The organism is Vibrio sp. Sgm 5 (assembly GCF_026241575.1).
GTDB classification, from domain to species: Bacteria; Pseudomonadota; Gammaproteobacteria; order Enterobacterales; family Vibrionaceae; genus Vibrio; species Vibrio jasicida.
On the sequence record NZ_JAPHPY010000006.1, the window covers coordinates 1 to 16,735 of the forward strand.

The following is a 16,735-nucleotide window of genomic DNA, read 5'->3' on the forward strand; positions in this document are numbered from 1 at the left end:
CTGGCGCGGATATCATCGTGGAGCGGGGAAGTTAATGTTCCCAACGTGGACTCCGAATACATTAGCGCAAACCAACTTCGTTATTACTAAATTGTAGTTGCAATAACGGGGCGGACCATACAATTTTATTCTTGAGGCATTTAGCTTACTAGGTAAGAAGCTTCCAGCAAGTAAGTCTTAACGTCACCAAGTGAAGCAAATTCTTTGTCGATAGCTTTAAAACGTTCATCAATAGAGTCCGTCGCCACGATTTGGCTAAAGGCTTTTACCGAGAAAGTTTCGTTAGACTTAAAAAACTGATGCACGTTTTCCAATTGAACTTTGTGGATGTGCTCCACCTTGCTTAATGCGGTGGTTAGATCTGAAATGTTAATCGACATTGCTGCTCAAGCGCCTTATCTATTGACCATGGGGTCATATGATTGGGTTTTATAGTTTTCGCTAAGGGTATCTCATGCAATGTGTCTCAAATATGATTGAGATCAGGGAGGGAGCATTTATTGTACATATCCGTCGGTAGGCGGGGGGCATTGGTGCTTATTTGCCGCAGTGACCATGAGACTGACGACATAACTCTTCTAGCCATTTGAGCTGGTATCTTCTCAACCTTTTTGGTGCAAAGTATTTGGTAAGCCAAGTCATGCCACCACGTTGTGTGCTTTCGGTGACAATACTGCAACCGGTTTTGGTTGGTTCCAACACCCACGCGTGATACATATCAACGCCGCCTTTTTTCCCTTTCCAAGCCAAGCGCTGATGCTGTGTGTATTCGACAACCGTACAATGAAAGTCTAGCCAAGAGGCTTTCCAACGAAACATGGTGTTTTTGCACAATGTGCTGTCGCCACTTAGGATCTGCACCATGGTTTTTCCGTCTCGCCATGCGGGCCATTCATGAGCACGAACTAAGTGTTGCCAAACAACCTCGGGAGGTTCAGGGATTTCGATTTGGCTACGCACATGAATATGAGAATGTTTGGGATGATAATAATCCGGCCAGATAACTTCCGGTTTGTTCATCTAAGCAACACCTTATGACACTCGTTCTTATTAGCTTAGGAGAATCCGGTACGAAGTGCCGAAACACTTCGCCCTAAAGTGATTAAAAGTACAAACCAAGACCGATTAAGAAGCCGTGCGAGGCGGTATCGTATTCAAAGGTTCCTTCGTTTACGTAATCAACCCAAGTGGATTTGTAAGCGAGGTTAACGTCTGACCAATCATTAATGTGGTAACGCAAACCAAATTGGGTCGCATAGGTAAAGTTGGTGTCTTTACCTAAACCGGCATCCAAGCTGGCATGAAAGCGCCAATCTTTGGTTAGGTCATTGATCCATCTAACACCCATTAGAAAATCAACCCAGTCTTCTTTGATGTTGAGCCTATCCACCAGAATGCGGTTATCGTTGCGGTAAACCTTGCCCTTGATGTCGTTATCCCACCAACGTAAGCCAAACATGTAATCGATCATGCCGAAGGAGTAGGTTTCTCGCTGAAATGCTTTTGCTTCTAGAACGCCTTGGCGGATCTCCAAATCAGCACGATAACTGACATTAGGGAGAATACCTGACAGGTTATTTACGTCACCACTGAGATCCATAAAACTGTAATCGATGTAGTAACCCCATTTGTTTTGATATACCCCTTCAAGTCTTGCCATAGCACCAATGTCGAGATGATCCATGATGAACTTTGGATCGACATCGAGACTGGAAGAGAAGTTACCCATGGTGGTATCACCATTGATATTTAAGGCGAGCATGTAGATCTCGACACTGTGTTGCCAGTTGCTTGGTGAGGATTGCGTATCTTCTGCTATTGCGCTTGGCGCCACTGCAAGCGAGGAAATAAGGGCGATAGAAGGGAAGGTCATCTTAGCCATATCAACGTCCGTGTTTGTAATCGTTATTAAATGAATTGCACAAAATTAGCGTAGAGCATGGATTGCAGTAATTCAAAATCTCAGGTTTATGGATAACTTTCTTTTCAATTCAGTGTGATACCAATTCTCTATGATCGAGCTAAGATCTTTTTGTAAATAACACTAGACCGACCGGTTTGTATTATGTATTCTTTGACCATCGAAGAACGTGGTAATGCGTTCAACATTCAACGTCGATGGAATGATATTTGACGGAGAATCCCAGATGAAAATCGAAAACGTCCTGCTATCTGGTTTGTGTATTTTGGCGCCTTTATTAATGTTTGCTTAAAGACACACAGGCTTCATCAAGCCTCTTTCAAAAAACCATTAGCTATGCAACTTGTTTAATTTGTTAATTTAACTACGCTGTATGTGAAACAGCGAATCAGGAGACGTCATGAAAATTCAAAGTATTTTTCTTCTCTTAGCTGCGGCAGGTCTTACCCCGATTGCACTTTCTTATGGTTTTTCACCGGTTGACTCGCTCTCATTTTTATTTGGGATTGATGCATCCTCGGTGAATGTTAGCCACATTTTCCGAGCGGTCATGGGATTGTATTTAGCGCTCTCTATGTTTTGGGTAATGGGGGCGATGAGCACCAAATATCGTCTACCTGCACTGTATAGCTTGGTCATTTTTATGTGGGGCTTAGCGATGGGAAGGCTCTTGAGTTTGCTAGTAGACGGAATGCCGCATTGGTTGTTAGTCGTGTATCTATTTTTGGAGTTCGGCTTTGGCTTAGTGGGGCTGAAGATGATCAGAAAAGAAGAGCAAACTGCATAAGGAAAATCTATGAAAGGGATACTTCGTCGTATAGCGCTAGGATTAGCTTCATTGGCGTCCTTCGCTGTAACCGCAGCGCAGGACCAACCCAATATCTTTGTGATATTTACTGATGATATTGGTGTCTCTAACGTCAGCGCTTATCACCGTGGGTTGATGAGTAGCCAGACGCCAAACATCGATAGCATTGCTGAAAAAGGCATGTTACTTACCGATTATTACGCTCAGCCATCCTGTACTGCTGGGCGTTCTGCTTTTTTAACTGGGCAATTACCAGTAAGAACAGGCATGCACACTGTCGGCCTGCCTGGTGGTCCTGTTGGGCTTAACCAAAATACTCCAACTCTACCTGAGTTACTTAAAGAGCTTGGCTACGTTACGGGGCAGTTTGGAAAAAACCATTTAGGTGACCGCGATGAGTTTCTTCCAACCATGCACGGCTTTGACGAGTATTGGGGTTGGCTTTACCACCTAAACGCAATGGAATACACTGAAGACCCTGATTGGCCAAAAGATGAAGCTTTCCAGAAGTTTGCGCCACGTAATGTGATTCATGCAAAAGCCGATGGAAAAGGCGGTCAGTCGATTAAAGATGATGGCGCTCTCACCATTGAGCGAATGCGTACTCTTGACGATGAGGTCAACAAGCGTGCGATCGATTTTATTGAGCGTGCGGTGAAGGCCGAAAAACCTTTCTTTACTTGGTACTGCCCATCAAGAGGTCATGTATGGACGCATCTCTCTCCAAAATATGAAGCGATGCTTGGTACTAACGGTTGGGGATTGCAAGAGGTCGTAATGAAAGACCTCGATGACCACGTTGGAGAAATGCTTGCGAAGCTTGAAGAACTCGGCGTTGCTGACAACACCATAGTGATCTTCACCGCTGATAACGGGCCTGAGATCATGACGTGGCCAGACGGAGGCATGACTCCTTTCCACGGTGAGAAAGGAACAACATGGGAGGGTGGGGTTAGAGCCCCTTTCTTGATCAGTTGGCCTGAAAAAATCCCAGCCAATAAAGTCAGCAACGGTATGTTTGATGGGATGGATCTGTTACCGACGTTGGTCGAAGCTGCTGGTGGCCCTGCTGATTTAAAACAGCAAATGCTGAAAGGTTACAAAGGCCACAAAGCACACCTTGATGGCTACAACCAAATGGAAATGCTAACTAACAACGGCAAATCTAATCGCAATGAAATCTTTTACTATGAGCGTGATAAACTGCAAGCCGTTCGTGTGGGAGATTGGAAAGCGCATTTTGTGGTACAAAACCACGGTTGGAGTGGTCCGAAAGAAGAGTTGAATGCGCCACTGTTATTCAACCTACGCCAAGATCCTTATGAGCGAGCGGAAGAAGAATCCGGTATGTACTTAAAATGGATGGGGCAGAAAATGTGGGCCTTTGGTCCTGCCCAAGCCGCAGTTCAGCAGCATTTGGAAACCTTCAAAAAGTGGCCTCCAGTGACGCCAGAAACACCTGCAGAAACCGTCGGTGGGGTCGGGAATTAGCATTACCCATCTAATAAACACAAAGCCAGCGAAATGCTGGCTTTGTTGTCTTTATCTTGATGGTTTCTCTCGATATATGTGTTGCACTGTGTTTTGCCGGGTATGTGAGAGGCTCTGCTTACTCGTTTAGGAGCTTAACGGTGGTTTGCATCGCATCATCTAAAATTGCGCGATCCTTTTGCATTGCCGCAAGCAAGGTATAACCCAACCACAAGCTAAACAGTGTTTTTGCTGTTTGTTCCGGTGCAGACAAACTAAGCGTGCCTTCTTGATTACTGCGCTCAAAGAAAGTCGTCATTTTCTCAATCATTTTCTTAGTGCCGGCAGCCATTTCACTTTGCATTTCAGTGTCGTGACCAGAAACTTCACCTGCGAGTTTGACGACTAAGCACTGAATACGAAAGTCGTCGGTTAACTTCACCACACACCAATCATCAAAGTAAGCTTGTACACGTTCTTGCGGCGTTTTTGTTTCATCTGAAAGGAAGCGGCCTAAGCGTTCGAGATGCGTTTCAAAGTAGTCGTGCAGCAAAATCGCACCGAAGTGTTCTTTTGATTTGAAGTAGTGATAAAACGACCCTTTAGTACCTTCTGCTTCGTTAATGATCTTCATTAAACCCACACCAGCAAAGCCGTGTTCATTGATCAAATGCAATCCTGCATCGAGCAACGCTTGTCGCATGTCTTTCATTTTTTATCACTCACTAAAAGGGCAGGGTTACAGTGTATCGGGAAAACAAGGAGAGAAACAATCGCCCACTCAGAGAACTGAATGGGCGAAGCGCGTTATAGCTGAGCTGCGATGTGGTCTGTCAGATTGTTCAAACCCACCGATAATGCGTCGACAAGCGCATCGTAGCCTTCATCTTGTAAAGGCATACTGATTTTTACCGGTGCACTGGTCTTCACTTTGCCGTTAGCATCAACAATGAGCCATTCGCCTTCGATTTCAGCGTTGCCCTCATAACTGCCATTGAACTTGCTCAGTGACAATTGAAGCTTGCTTTCGCCACTCTGGTCGAGCAGGTTATTGACGTCTACCGGCCAGTATTGAGTTTGTTTGCCACGCAGTTCAGCGATCACTCGTTGAGTAATTTGCTCAGAGATACTGTGCGCCCACTGATTATGTTTCGCTTGGATGATCTGGGTCTCTGAAGCGCGATACACTATGCCACTGTCGGCAAGATAGCTTGCTAATTCAACTGGGCGAACCACAAGTTGTGGACGCTGTGCAATCATGGTGTCGCTTACCTTTGCTGAGCTTGCTTCCGGTAAGACATACAAAGCGCCTATGTCTTCAGGAGCGCTACTGCAACCTGCCAGAAGGGCAGAAATCAATAAAAGTCCGCGTTTCATTATTTTTGTCCTCTAACTGGGATTGGGTCGTTGACTTCATCTTCGCCAAATACCAATGAATTTGGTTTTTCGTTCAACTGCTTAAGGACTGGTTTGAACTCAGTCATTACTTGTTCTAGCTCTTTCAGCGTCGACTCCATTTCACTGTACATGGTGGAGTTCGGACCGTAGCCATCTAATGTTCTTTGCAGCTGTTCTAGGCTCTTACGAATGTCGGCTGGAATCGCTTTGGTGTCTTCTTGGTTGAGGAGACGATCCACACTGCTCGCAACACGCTCTGCTGAAGCAAGCGTTTTTTCCGAGTTCTTCAATGTCTTGTTCAGTGAGTTCAACGTGTCTTCCATTGGTAAGCTGTTTAGCTTGGTTAGGAAGTCATTCACTTGGCGTTGAACCTGAGCAAAGCCACCTTGTTTGGTTGGGAAGACATCTAAATCTTCAAATTGGCTCGGCACGTAAGGTTCATCATCAGGATAGAAATCCGCATCGATATACAGTGCACCCGTTAACAAGTTACCCGTTTTCAGCGTACCGCGAAGACCTTTGGCAAACTCTTCTTTTAGCTTCTCTTTGAACCTTGGCAGTTGGCTTGATGGTAAATTTTCATAAACTCGGCCAAGCTCAATACGTACAAGCACTGGGATTTTCTTCGCGGAGAAGTCTTCTTCTGGCGTTGGCATTCGCATAGGCACTTTGATAACGGTACCAATGCGTAAACCACGGTATTCAACCGGTGCTTTAGCTTTCAGACCACGAACAGACTCTTCAAACATCATCACAAACTGAATGTATTCATCGTACATGCCTTCGCGCACTTGTTTAACATCATCGAACAAACGGAAGTGTGTCATGTCTTCTTTAAGCTCATCTCCTGCGCCCATTCCTGGCAGGGTATCGAAGGTTACGCCGCCCGTAATCATGCTTTCTAGTGAACCGAACTTCACCTCAAAGCCTTCCGCATTAAGCTGCAAATCGACACCTGAGCTCAACCAAAAATGAGTTTTGGTACGCACAAGACTGTCATATGGCTTGAAGATAAACAGTTGGTACAAAGCGCGGCGAGTGTCGACATCGAAACTAGTGGTTTCAACTCGACCCACGGTAAAGCCTTTGTAGATCACTGGGTCACCAACGCCAAGTTTTCCGGCTTCGCGGTGTGTCAAAACAATGCGTAGACCTTCTGCGTCAGGGGAAGCGACAGGTGGCACATCGAGAACATCAAAATGCTCTTTTTCGACCTGAGAATTGCCTGGTTGAAGTTGAATGTAGGCACCAGATAACAGGGTTTCTAAACCTGACACGCCCTCACGACCAATACGAGGCTTAACGACCCAGAACATGGAGTCTTCACGCAGCATGCGTTTCGCGTCTTTGTTCATTTGTGCTGTAGCGATGATGTGGTCATAGTCTTTGCTGAGTTTAACGTCAGTAACCACGCCCACTTTTACGTTCAGTGCTTTGATCTCTGTTTTACCGACTTCAATGCCTTCTGCTGTTGGTAATTTCAGTGTGATCTCTGGCCCTGTGCTGTTGATGTATTGGAACAGCATCCACGCTCCCATCGCTAACGCAAGGATCGGAATGATCCAAATCGCAGAGACCTGCTTTTGCGGTTTTATTTGAGCGGTTGCCTTGTTCTCATCACTCATATTTGGCTTTCTCATTTAAGTTATTAGTCATTGGCTCCTGCGCTTCGTTTTGTGGTAATTGCCACAACAAACGCGAGTCAAAAATCATTGCAGAGAGCATGGTGAGTATGACCACAGCAGCAAATGAAAGCGCTGCTGGACCAGGGTAAATCGCCATTAGGTTTTGCAACTGCACGAGCGCAACCAGAATAGCGACAACAAAAATATCAATCATCGACCAACGACCGATAAATTCTGTAATTCGGTAGATTTTCAAGCGTGAAATACTTTCTTCAGGAGGCAAGTATTGTGCTTTTTGAGCGTTGAAATACAGCCAAGCGAGTGCCAACATTTTTGCCATTGGGATAAACACACTGGCGAAGAAGATAACCGCTGCAATAGGGTAGGAGCCCAGTTGCCACAGAAGAACCACACCTTCCATGATGGTCGAGCCTTCGGAATGACCGAGGCTCACTGTGTACATCATTGGATAAAGGTTCGCTGGAATGTAGAAAATGATTGCCGCAAAAAGTAAGGCCCATGCTTTCTGCATGCTGTCTGTAGGGTTGTATTTGTGTATTGGGCTATCACAACGAAGACACTTTTGATGTTTTTTGTCTTCAATAGGGTTGAGTTGATGACAGGTGTGACAACCAATGTGGTTTTCATTGTGGTGCGTATCACCTTCTTTCACATTTGGCAGTTCAATCGCAGGAATGAAGTGTCCCCACAGCCAGCTCTTATCGACCATTGAAATACATTTCACGACCAGCACGGTGTAAACACAGAATGCCCAAAATGAACTACCCATGCCAATCTCAGCCAATGAGGCGATTTTAATTAAGCTCACTAAGACACCGATCAGGAACACATCGACCATCAACCATGGTTCAACACGGAATAAGATCCGGCATAGGGTTTTCGCCATGCGAATCTGCTTCTTACCTAATGGATGCTTGAGTGACTTCAAGGCTTCAAGGTGTAAAAACAGAATTAATCCGACGTAGATTGCGGGCAGCACCACGACGGTCGCCAGAAGCAAAGCCCCGAGTAATGCGTTATGAAACTCGGCTAGCATCTTAGCGGCATGCATCAAGGTAATCTCTTGAGATAAGCCTTGAACACTGAATGACATAAACGGGAATGAGACACTTAAAACTAAGGTGATCAAGCAAGCCACCGATACAGCAATGACGCTTTGATACGGTTTCGCGTTCACTTTGGTAAGCGAATGTTCGCAACGAGGACACTGCGCTTTTTGACCTTGCTCGATATCTGGGATACGAACGACCAAGCCGCACTCCTCACAGGAGACTAATTGACGTGAATTGGGTTGAATGCTCATTCAGTTATTATTTCGTACTTTTAATCACTAAGAATAACCCTTTTTCAAGATATGCGCTTGTTTTTGCGGGGATGTTTTACAAGCTTCTTACCTGTTTAATAGAAAAAACCAGCCGGTGAGGCTGGTTTGAGGTTATTTGATATTGCCAACAGAAGCACGTCTGACCAGAATTGGCATGAACAATTTGTGTTCTGTGCGTTCGGCTTCTTCGTTATTTACTAACTGAAGTGAGAGTTTGACCGCTTCATTTGCCATGACTTGAATTGGGTAACGAATGGTCGTTAGGCGAGGGTAAATGTAGCGTGCGATATGGCCATCATCGAATCCAATCACCGACATGTCTTCAGGAATACGGATGCCGTTTTCTTGCAGTAACGTCATGCAACCTGCGGCCATATAGTCATTGTAGGTAGCAACAGCAGTGATGGGCGTGTTCTTCGCCATCAGGTTTACCATGCCTTGCTCACCGCCGGTTTCGTCTGGCTCGCCGTATTCGATGTATTCTTCACGAATCTTGATGCCGTTATCTCGCAGAGCATCAAGATAGCCGTCGCGGCGATCGCGTGCATCTTCAATATCATGACCTGAGCAGATATAGCCGATGTGTTCGTGTCCATTGCGAATCAAATGCTCAGTGGCAATGTAAGAGCCTTTTCGGTTATCCAACGCAATACAGCGTGAAGCGATGTCTGGCACGATACGGTTGATCAACACCATGCCCGGAATTTCATTGGCGAGCGTGGCTAACTCGGCATCTGTCATGCCTTTGCTATGCACGACCAAAGATTCACAGCGGCTGTTGATCAGCAAGTTGATCGCGTTGCGCTCTTTCACGGCATCATGATAGCCACTGCCAATCAGAAGCTGTTTCTCTTGCTCACTGGCAATGGTGTCGATGGCTTTGACCATGGTGCCAAAAAAGGGCGCAGAAACGTCGTTCACCAATACCCCAATCGCGTTGGACGATTTACTGACCAGTGCGCGCGCATTGGCGTTTGGGCGATAGCCTAGTTTCGTCATTGCTTCTTTGACGGCGACAATCGCGGATTCACTGGTGTGTGGGGCGTTATTGATGACGCGAGAGGCGGTTGCAATGGATACGCCAGCTTCTTTTGCGACGTCTTTGATGGTAGCCATAGGGAACTCAGGATCTGAAATTTGCTTCATTTAACAATGCACAGCGGATGAACTCAAACACCCAATTGAGAATAGTGGCGGTGTATCAAGGTTTTAAAACAAAAAAGCGTGCTCAGGTGAACACGCTTTTAGTCGAATTGAAGTTGCGCCTTAATCTACCGTGGTTGGCGGGAAGGCTTTACTGCCTAAAACATGACCATTCACTTCTTTGCCGTAGTACCCTTGGTGGTTGTGGTACTTCGCCGCGTTCGCTTGCAAATCACCTTTGTAGCGAGGGTCTTGTGGTCGTTCGTGACTATTGATGTAAGCCGCGACATCCCATGCATCTTGTTTACTCAATTGAACGCTTTTACCCAAAGGCATGTTCTCGTAGATGAAGTAAGCTGCGGTGTTAATACGGTGCATACCAGCGCCCCAGTTGTAAGCGTATTCGCCCCACAAAGGTGGAATGTAAGACCGGCCGCTTTCATCGTGAATGCCTTGACCACTTTCTCCATGACAGGCCGCGCAGTTGTCGACGTAAACTTGCGCGCCACGCTCTGGTGAAGGCTCAAGCTCTGGATTATCAATTTTTGGGTAGCCACGGCCTGCTAGGTTGCCACGTTTCTCCGTAGGCAAAGCGTTAGCGATTTTTTCTGGCAACGGAAAGTCTTCTGCTTTACCGCCCATTAATAATTGTTCAGTGCTGATGGCAGGAACTGGCTCATCTTGCATACCGTATTGGTCCAATAAGCCTCCCAATGCTAACCAGTAGGCATAAGCGCTGAGCGCCTCTAATTCCTTTGAGTCTTTTGCTGGTGGCTTACCGTTCATCGAATAGGTGAAACAGCCTTGAATACGGTCGGCGTAACTGTTTACTTTGTCGTTCTTTTTACGATAAGCAGGGTAGGCCATATAAGCTGCCCACAGAGGCGCGGCGTTGGCTTTACGTCCGGCTTCCATGTGGCAGTTTACACAGTTTTGCTCGTTACCCACATAACGCCCACGCATTTGCTGGGAGTTCACAAACAGTGAGTAGCCGTATTTTACTTTCTGACCAAATTCGTCGTTTTCGATGGTGCTTAAATCGCGAGGTTTAAGGTATTGCGTATCAGCGTGCTTTTGTACTGCTGGTAATTCGGTTTGGCGATCTGGCAGTTCATGGTTTGCAGTATCACTGGCGTGTGCAAGGGTAGAGATGCTTGCAAGCAGCAGGGAATAAATCAGTTTCATTTCGACTCCTCATAACGCAAAGAAGCGAAGTAGTAAGACAAGTTTTCGATTTCTTTATCGGTGAGCTTTTTCGCAATGCTGCCCATCATATTGAGCGGATCACCGCTGCGTGTGCCGTTCTTCCAAGCATGAAGTTGGTTTTGTAAGTAATCGGCTTGTTGGCTCGCAAGGCGCGGGAATTTGTCTACGCCTATACCACTTGCGCCGTGGCAAGTTGAACAAGCGGGAATGTTTCTATCCCAGTCTCCTTGATAAACCAGTTTGCGATAGGGGTTGCTGATATCGGCTTGGTCACCGCGCTGCTCAAGGTCGGTAAATTCCCAAGTCGGCAATTGAGCAAAATATTGCAGAACTTCTGCACGAAGTGTCGGGTCACTCAGCTCATCGGCCATGCCTTTCATGATGACATTGTGGCGTTTATCGCTTGAGAAGAGTTCGAGCTGGCTCTCCATATAGTCGGCATTCAGTCCGGCAAGCATAGGTGCGATACCTGCTTGGCCTTTACCGTCGACACCATGGCATCCGGTACAGATCTCACCGTGTTCGGGGAGTGGTGCAGAATAGGCTGCGAAAGAGGCGGCACTCAAGCAAAGCGCAGCCAAAGATAAGTTACGAAACATGCTGACTCACATTTGATTATTATTTGAGCGCATTATTGTGAGTATTGTTATTAGTTGTGGCTATTGTGGAAATCCACATAAATCTTGTGGAGAGGCATTGCGGCTTACTGCAGAAATAAGAAAGGCTTCCACCCTAAAAGGGAAGAAGCCTAACGAACAAATGATGGCTGAATCGCTACGCTTTGCGAATCTTCGCAGGCAGAGATTGACGAGCTGCTGCACCAACCACCCAGTCCAGCATCACACCTTTACCTTCACGAGTAGGGTCAATCAAACCTACGTCGTTGATGTTGACGCCATCATTGCCGCTGGTTTTCACTGGTTGTTGTTTATCACCAATCCAGTGCGCACGCTGACCTAGCTCTGTGTGGCCAAAGCCATGTTCAAAACCGAGCGTCCCTTGGCGAATACCAGACATGACCATTGCAAGTGCGGTAGTGCTGGCTCCCGGTGTTTCAATCACGAAATGGTCGCCAGTTTGAATGCCAACCGCAGCGGCATCCGTTGGATGGATATAGACAGGGTTAACACCTTTAATCGAGTTTAAGCGTGGTGATAAGTTGGATACTGCGCTGTGAATGTTCGATTTAAAGTTGGTCAGACTAAATGGCCACTCGTTTTTCGGGTACTGAGTCTCAAGTGGCGTGCCATCTGCGAGCTTTTGTGGATGCCAAGTCGGACAGCCACTGTAGAACTCTCCTGTCATGGTGTTTCTTGCACTGCCAACACGCTCGTTCCAAATCGCGACAGGACGCGACCACTTGTACTTCATTTGTTCGCCTTTGTAGGCTTCTGTAGCGTTTTCAAAACGACCACCACGAGCAAAAATGAACGCCACGCGCTTCATCTCTTCATGTGTTAGTGCTTTTTGCATGCTTGGCAACAGGCGCTCAAGACCAGACCAAGCAATGTCTTCTGCACTCACTTCCGGAACGCCACCTTTGACGTAGGCAAGGTTGGCTGCTGAGCGAAGATAGAAGTCTTCAGCTGAGTGAATACCGTGTAAACGACCTTGCGTGTCTTTGATGGCGTTGTCACCAAAGCCGCCTAGCTGCATCTTTTTGGCGATATCAATCAGGAAGTTCTCTAGACAAATACTGCGACCATCGGCGGTTTTTTCTGTGCGAGCTTCCACGATTGGCCAGCGAGCCGTCACCGCTTTTACTGGAACATCATGCCAAGGTGATGCCATGCCCCAGCTTTCGTAAGTGACGGTATCTGGCACAATGTAGTCCGATAGTGCAGTGGTTTCGTTGATGAAGGCATCGACAGAAACAATCAAACCAAGCTGCTTTGGATCTTTGAGCTTGTCTTCAAGCAACGTTTTTAAACTCGGCACACCATAGATTGGGTTCGCCATATGGTTGATCCACGCTTTTACTCGGTATGGATAACCATCGATCGCCGCCGATAGATGCTCGGTAAGCAAAGGCGCTGCAAACGGATACCAAGGTGCACGAGTCGGGTAAGGGGATTCTCCCGCCTCCACGCGACGTTTGTATTCGCTGGTTTTCTGATAAGGGAATTTGCTGCGTGAAAGGAACACACCTTTTGGTCCCACTTTGCCTTCAAATTGAGTGAAGTCGTAACGAGGGCCTGCGGCAGATGTCGGATAACCGCCTGCTTTCGCCATTGCGCCGCCTTTCATGTTGATATTACCAATCAGAGCATTGAGCATCATGATGGTGAAGGCGTTGTAGAAGCCGTTGGTGTGCATGTTGCCGCCATGAGTATCAACAACCGCTTTAGTACCATGACTGGTAAAGCGTTTTGCTAGCGCGATGATTTGATCCGCTGGGATCTCACATTGCTCGCTGTAGAAGTCCAGATCGTATTTAAACGCTTCCTCTTTCAAACGTTGCAAGGATGACTTAACGCGAACGACACCTGATGTCAGCTCTACATCTTGGTCGACAAACAACGATGCTTCACCCGCCTGCTTGTGTACACTCAACTCGCCGCTTTGCGCATCGACAATCACATATGGATCTGTCTCTGATAGTGCTTCCCTTTCAAATGGCATGCCCATTTCAGATGCACGTAAGAATTGCCCGTGACGTGGGTGAGATTCATCGCTGATCACAAGGTGAGTGGCATTACACCAATGTGCCGTGCCCGCTCTTTGCATCGCCGTTGCTCCTGGTTGAGCAAGGAAGGTTTTGTTGTAGCGTTCGTTGGCGATGATCCACTGAATCATGCCAAGAACCAAGGCTGAATCGGTGCCCGGTTTAATTGGCATCCAATGGTTATTATCGCCCGCAGCAAGGCTGGATGAACCTGCTGGCAAGCTCGGCGTGATAATGGTGTATTCCAGTTTGCCTTCGGTGCGCGCTTTGGCTAGCTGACGGGCTTGACGTTTGAACGGGTTGCCCGCTTGTGCTGGTGACATGCCAATAAAAATAACGTATTCGGCATTATCGAAGTCTGGCTTTAAGTGGGCGTTCTTATCCAAATCATTCATAAACGCGCCGCTGCCTGCGCGGAAAGCGTAGCCACAGTAAGAACCATGATGGCCAAAGTTACGCGTACCAAAGCTGTTAAAAGCAAAACGTTTGAAGATGTCGTCACGGCCTTCGTTACCGGCGTTAGTCATCAACAGTTGGTTGGCTTTCGGGCCGTATTCTGGGCTTTGTGGATCAACGGGTGTGTTTAGGTCACGAATGTCTTTCAAACCTTCAACATGACCTTCGCCAAACAGATCGCCACCGTTGACGACTTCGTCCACCAATTGCTCGTAGCTGATTGGTTCCCATTTGCCTTCACCACGTTTGCCCACACGCTTCAGTGGTTGGGTAATACGATAAGGGCTATTACGGATTTCCATCATGCCGTTACCGCGAGCACATGCTGTGGAACGGCCCTCTAAACCGTTTTCCCCTGCCAAGCTCAAGTACGCGTCTTTTACTGGCGTCTCAAATGGTATGTGCTGTTGATGTGATAACGGGTGGTATGGGTTGCCCGAAATGCGCAGGATCTCGTCGTTACGATTGTCGATACGAACGCGCAAACCACATAGGCTCCAACAACCAAAACACATTGATGGCGCAATACGCTGATTTGGATTCGGGATTAAGTTGCCCTTGTCGTTCACCTTATATTCGGGCTCCAGTGAGTTGCCGTGGTGAATATCACGGGTTTTCTCACCCGCAGTGCCGTGAATAGCACCTTCTACCATGTGTTTTGTGGTGGTTGCGTAGCCCGCAGCGAAGGCACCAAGCCCGCCCACTGCAAGGCCAGATTTCAAAAACTGACGGCGTTTGTTATCCATAATGAAATCCTCTTAGATCAGTGTTGAGTTAGGGTTGAAGGTGACGATTCACGCTTTGGTTGAATCAGTTCGGAACCAAGTAATGCCAGCGCAATCCACAGGCCAAACATGCCGATGATGCCGATCAGACCATTACTGCCAATTGGTAAGTCATATGGATATGGGCCAACATCAAACTTAGCGATGGTTTGTACTTCCATCATGGTGATCCAACGAACCGTCCACGCTGTCGTGAGGGCCATCCCAGACATGAATAACACTCGAATGAAGTGACGATTGGTATCGCGCAGCGTAAACAGTGCAAGCAGCACGCTACCCAGCAGCAAAGACGTTAGTAATGCGATGTGTTGTACCCATAATGGAGAAGCGTAAAGGGATGAGCTGGCATTGTTCGAAGCCCAGATAGGAACCAACAACAGCGATAATGCGCCGCTAATTGCCGTCGTCTGACGCAGTAAACGTGTATCTCCGAAGGTCAGGCGATCCGACTTCGATGGAATCAAAAGCCAAATAAGTAAGGTAAAGCCGACCGCGCCAATAAACGCAGTCACAAACCAAAGCACAGGTGATGCAGGTTGATGCCACAATGAACGAGATTTCACGATCGCAATCTCTGCGCCAGTGTAAAGCGCGATGGTGAGGCCAGATAAGACCGTCATAATCGACGCTGCCATCATCAGCTTGCGGCCGGTTTTCCAACGGCCTAGCGAGAGCTTCGCAAGTAGCGGAAATACCTTACCCGGTTGGTTCTCTAGGTTGATCAAATCATTACGCAGATACAACCATGCCGTTGCCACAGCCAAGCCAGAGAACAGAGGTAAGAACAACGAACCTAATGACATCCAAGACCAAGGGGTGAGATGTGCGTAGAAATGCCAAGCACGTCCCGGCTGGTGGAGATCGCCTGTTAACGCGAGCGGACCAACGATCGCGCCAATCGCCAAAGTCAGCACCAAGGCTGCACGCAGACGATGGCTGGTGTGAGATTCAAACAACAGCGCGATTAAGAACAAAATAGCCGCAGCATAAGCTGAGCCGATGTAGAAGAAATATTGCACTGCCCACGGAAGCCAAGCGATGGCCTGAGGTTGTACGAGCACTTCGGTTATGTTCATGCTTTTTCTCCTTGTGGATCATAAATCGCAGGCTGACCTTCAATGTGTTGCGTGAAGCGTTCATTCATGCCGATGTAGAACACGTGAGGTTTGGTGCCTTCGTTTGGCTTAAGCACTTTGATGTCGTCTTGATGCTTTGTCATCAGGCGGCGAACTTCGCTGTTCGGATCGTTGATATCACCAATCACGCGAGCACCACCAACGCACGTTTCCACACAAGCAGGCAGCAAACCTTCTTCGAGGCGATGGGCGCAGAAAGTACATTTGTCCGCAGTGAGGGTCTCTTCGTTGATGAAGCGCGCATCGTAAGGACAAGCCTGAACACAGTAAGCACACGCCACGCAGCGACTGTTGTCGACCATCACGATGCCGTCTTCTCGTTGGAAGGTGGCTTGCACCGGACAAACGGCCACACACGGCGGGTTATCACAGTGGTTACACAAGCGTGGCAGCATGAAAGACTTCACTTCTTCTGTCGCGGTTGAGCCATCATCGAGGGTGACTTCATATTGTTTTACAGTGGTTCGGAACTGACCAATAGGGGCTTGGTTTTCGATGCTGCAACCGACAGTACAAGCCTGACAGCCTACACATTTACGCAAGTCGACAACCATGGCGTAGCGTTTACCGACTTGGCCTTTACGGTCTGGTTCATTGTTGTTTCTGATCACCGTGCCTGCTGTGGCTGTGCCAATTCCGGCGATCGGAATCAGCGCAGCGCCTGCGGTAACGGCACTGAGAAAACGGCGTTTGGTGGAATCCATAACTCACCTGCTAAGATTGATTAGAGCTTGTTTTCATTGTCAGAATTGCAGCCCTTTGTCGATATAGTGGATT

General features: G+C 47.4%; 15 protein-coding genes. 2 read left to right on the plus strand and 13 right to left on the minus strand.

Annotated elements, in window-relative coordinates; translation table 11 throughout:
• Positions 1 to 140: 140 nt before the first annotated feature.
• The 3 genes from OQJ86_RS04840 to OQJ86_RS04850 all read right to left on the minus strand — a co-directional run bounded on the left by OQJ86_RS04840 (position 141) and on the right by OQJ86_RS04850 (position 1,882).
• Positions 141 to 380 carry a hypothetical protein gene (locus OQJ86_RS04840; protein ID WP_042604030.1) on the minus strand — a complete coding sequence of 80 codons (240 nt, stop codon included), beginning with the start codon at positions 378 to 380 and terminating at the stop codon, positions 141 to 143.
• A gap of 157 nt (positions 381 to 537) precedes the next feature.
• The gene (locus tag OQJ86_RS04845; RefSeq protein ID WP_038880668.1) at positions 538 to 1,020 is read right to left on the minus strand and encodes an SRPBCC domain-containing protein; all 483 of its coding nucleotides are present in this window, start codon (positions 1,018 to 1,020) and stop codon (positions 538 to 540) included.
• A gap of 82 nt (positions 1,021 to 1,102) precedes the next feature.
• On the minus strand, positions 1,103 to 1,882 hold the full coding sequence (locus OQJ86_RS04850; protein ID WP_038880666.1) for a hypothetical protein: 780 nt from the start codon (positions 1,880 to 1,882) through the stop codon (positions 1,103 to 1,105).
• Positions 1,883 to 2,321: 439 nt separating this feature from the next.
• On the opposite strand from OQJ86_RS04850, the gene OQJ86_RS04855 reads away from it, so the two are divergent.
• A complete protein-coding gene (locus tag OQJ86_RS04855; protein WP_042604029.1) occupies positions 2,322 to 2,708 on the plus strand; it encodes a DUF4345 domain-containing protein in 387 nt (128 codons plus the stop codon).
• Positions 2,709 to 2,717: 9 nt separating this feature from the next.
• Positions 2,718 to 4,220: an arylsulfatase gene (locus tag OQJ86_RS04860; protein ID WP_104035580.1), complete on the plus strand. Its 1,503-nt coding sequence runs from the start codon at positions 2,718 to 2,720 to the stop codon at positions 4,218 to 4,220.
• Positions 4,221 to 4,338: 118 nt separating this feature from the next.
• Here the strand turns inward: OQJ86_RS04860 and OQJ86_RS04865 are convergent, their stop codons facing one another.
• From OQJ86_RS04865 to dsrO, 10 genes are all read right to left on the minus strand, one after another.
• A complete protein-coding gene (locus OQJ86_RS04865) occupies positions 4,339 to 4,911 on the minus strand; it encodes a TetR/AcrR family transcriptional regulator (RefSeq protein WP_265986839.1) in 573 nt (190 codons plus the stop codon).
• A gap of 95 nt (positions 4,912 to 5,006) precedes the next feature.
• Complete coding sequence (locus OQJ86_RS04870) at positions 5,007 to 5,576, minus strand: PqiC family protein (RefSeq protein WP_265986841.1); 570 nt, start codon at positions 5,574 to 5,576, stop codon at positions 5,007 to 5,009.
• A complete protein-coding gene (gene pqiB / locus OQJ86_RS04875; RefSeq protein WP_042602481.1) occupies positions 5,576 to 7,222 on the minus strand; it encodes an intermembrane transport protein PqiB in 1,647 nt (548 codons plus the stop codon). The genes OQJ86_RS04870 and pqiB overlap by 1 nt, the downstream gene beginning before the upstream one ends.
• Complete coding sequence (locus OQJ86_RS04880) at positions 7,215 to 8,546, minus strand: paraquat-inducible protein A (RefSeq protein ID WP_038880656.1); 1,332 nt, start codon at positions 8,544 to 8,546, stop codon at positions 7,215 to 7,217. Before OQJ86_RS04880 ends, pqiB begins: the two co-directional genes overlap by 8 nt.
• 132 nt (positions 8,547 to 8,678) lie before the next feature.
• Positions 8,679 to 9,683 carry a substrate-binding domain-containing protein gene (locus tag OQJ86_RS04885; protein ID WP_061035934.1) on the minus strand — a complete coding sequence of 335 codons (1,005 nt, stop codon included), beginning with the start codon at positions 9,681 to 9,683 and terminating at the stop codon, positions 8,679 to 8,681.
• Positions 9,684 to 9,833: 150 nt separating this feature from the next.
• Positions 9,834 to 10,895 carry a c-type cytochrome gene (locus OQJ86_RS04890; RefSeq protein ID WP_265986842.1) on the minus strand — a complete coding sequence of 354 codons (1,062 nt, stop codon included), beginning with the start codon at positions 10,893 to 10,895 and terminating at the stop codon, positions 9,834 to 9,836.
• A complete protein-coding gene (locus OQJ86_RS04895; protein ID WP_265986843.1) occupies positions 10,892 to 11,515 on the minus strand; it encodes a c-type cytochrome in 624 nt (207 codons plus the stop codon). Before OQJ86_RS04895 ends, OQJ86_RS04890 begins: the two co-directional genes overlap by 4 nt.
• Positions 11,516 to 11,690: 175 nt before the next feature.
• Positions 11,691 to 14,783: a tetrathionate reductase subunit A gene (locus tag OQJ86_RS04900; RefSeq protein WP_265986845.1), complete on the minus strand. Its 3,093-nt coding sequence runs from the start codon at positions 14,781 to 14,783 to the stop codon at positions 11,691 to 11,693.
• A 17-nt stretch (positions 14,784 to 14,800) separates the two neighbouring features.
• Positions 14,801 to 15,898: an NrfD/PsrC family molybdoenzyme membrane anchor subunit gene (nrfD, locus tag OQJ86_RS04905; protein ID WP_265986847.1), complete on the minus strand. Its 1,098-nt coding sequence runs from the start codon at positions 15,896 to 15,898 to the stop codon at positions 14,801 to 14,803.
• The gene (gene dsrO / locus OQJ86_RS04910; protein ID WP_042602487.1) at positions 15,895 to 16,662 is read right to left on the minus strand and encodes a sulfate reduction electron transfer complex DsrMKJOP subunit DsrO; all 768 of its coding nucleotides are present in this window, start codon (positions 16,660 to 16,662) and stop codon (positions 15,895 to 15,897) included. The genes nrfD and dsrO overlap by 4 nt, the downstream gene beginning before the upstream one ends.
• Between the last annotated feature and the right edge of the window lie 73 nt (positions 16,663 to 16,735).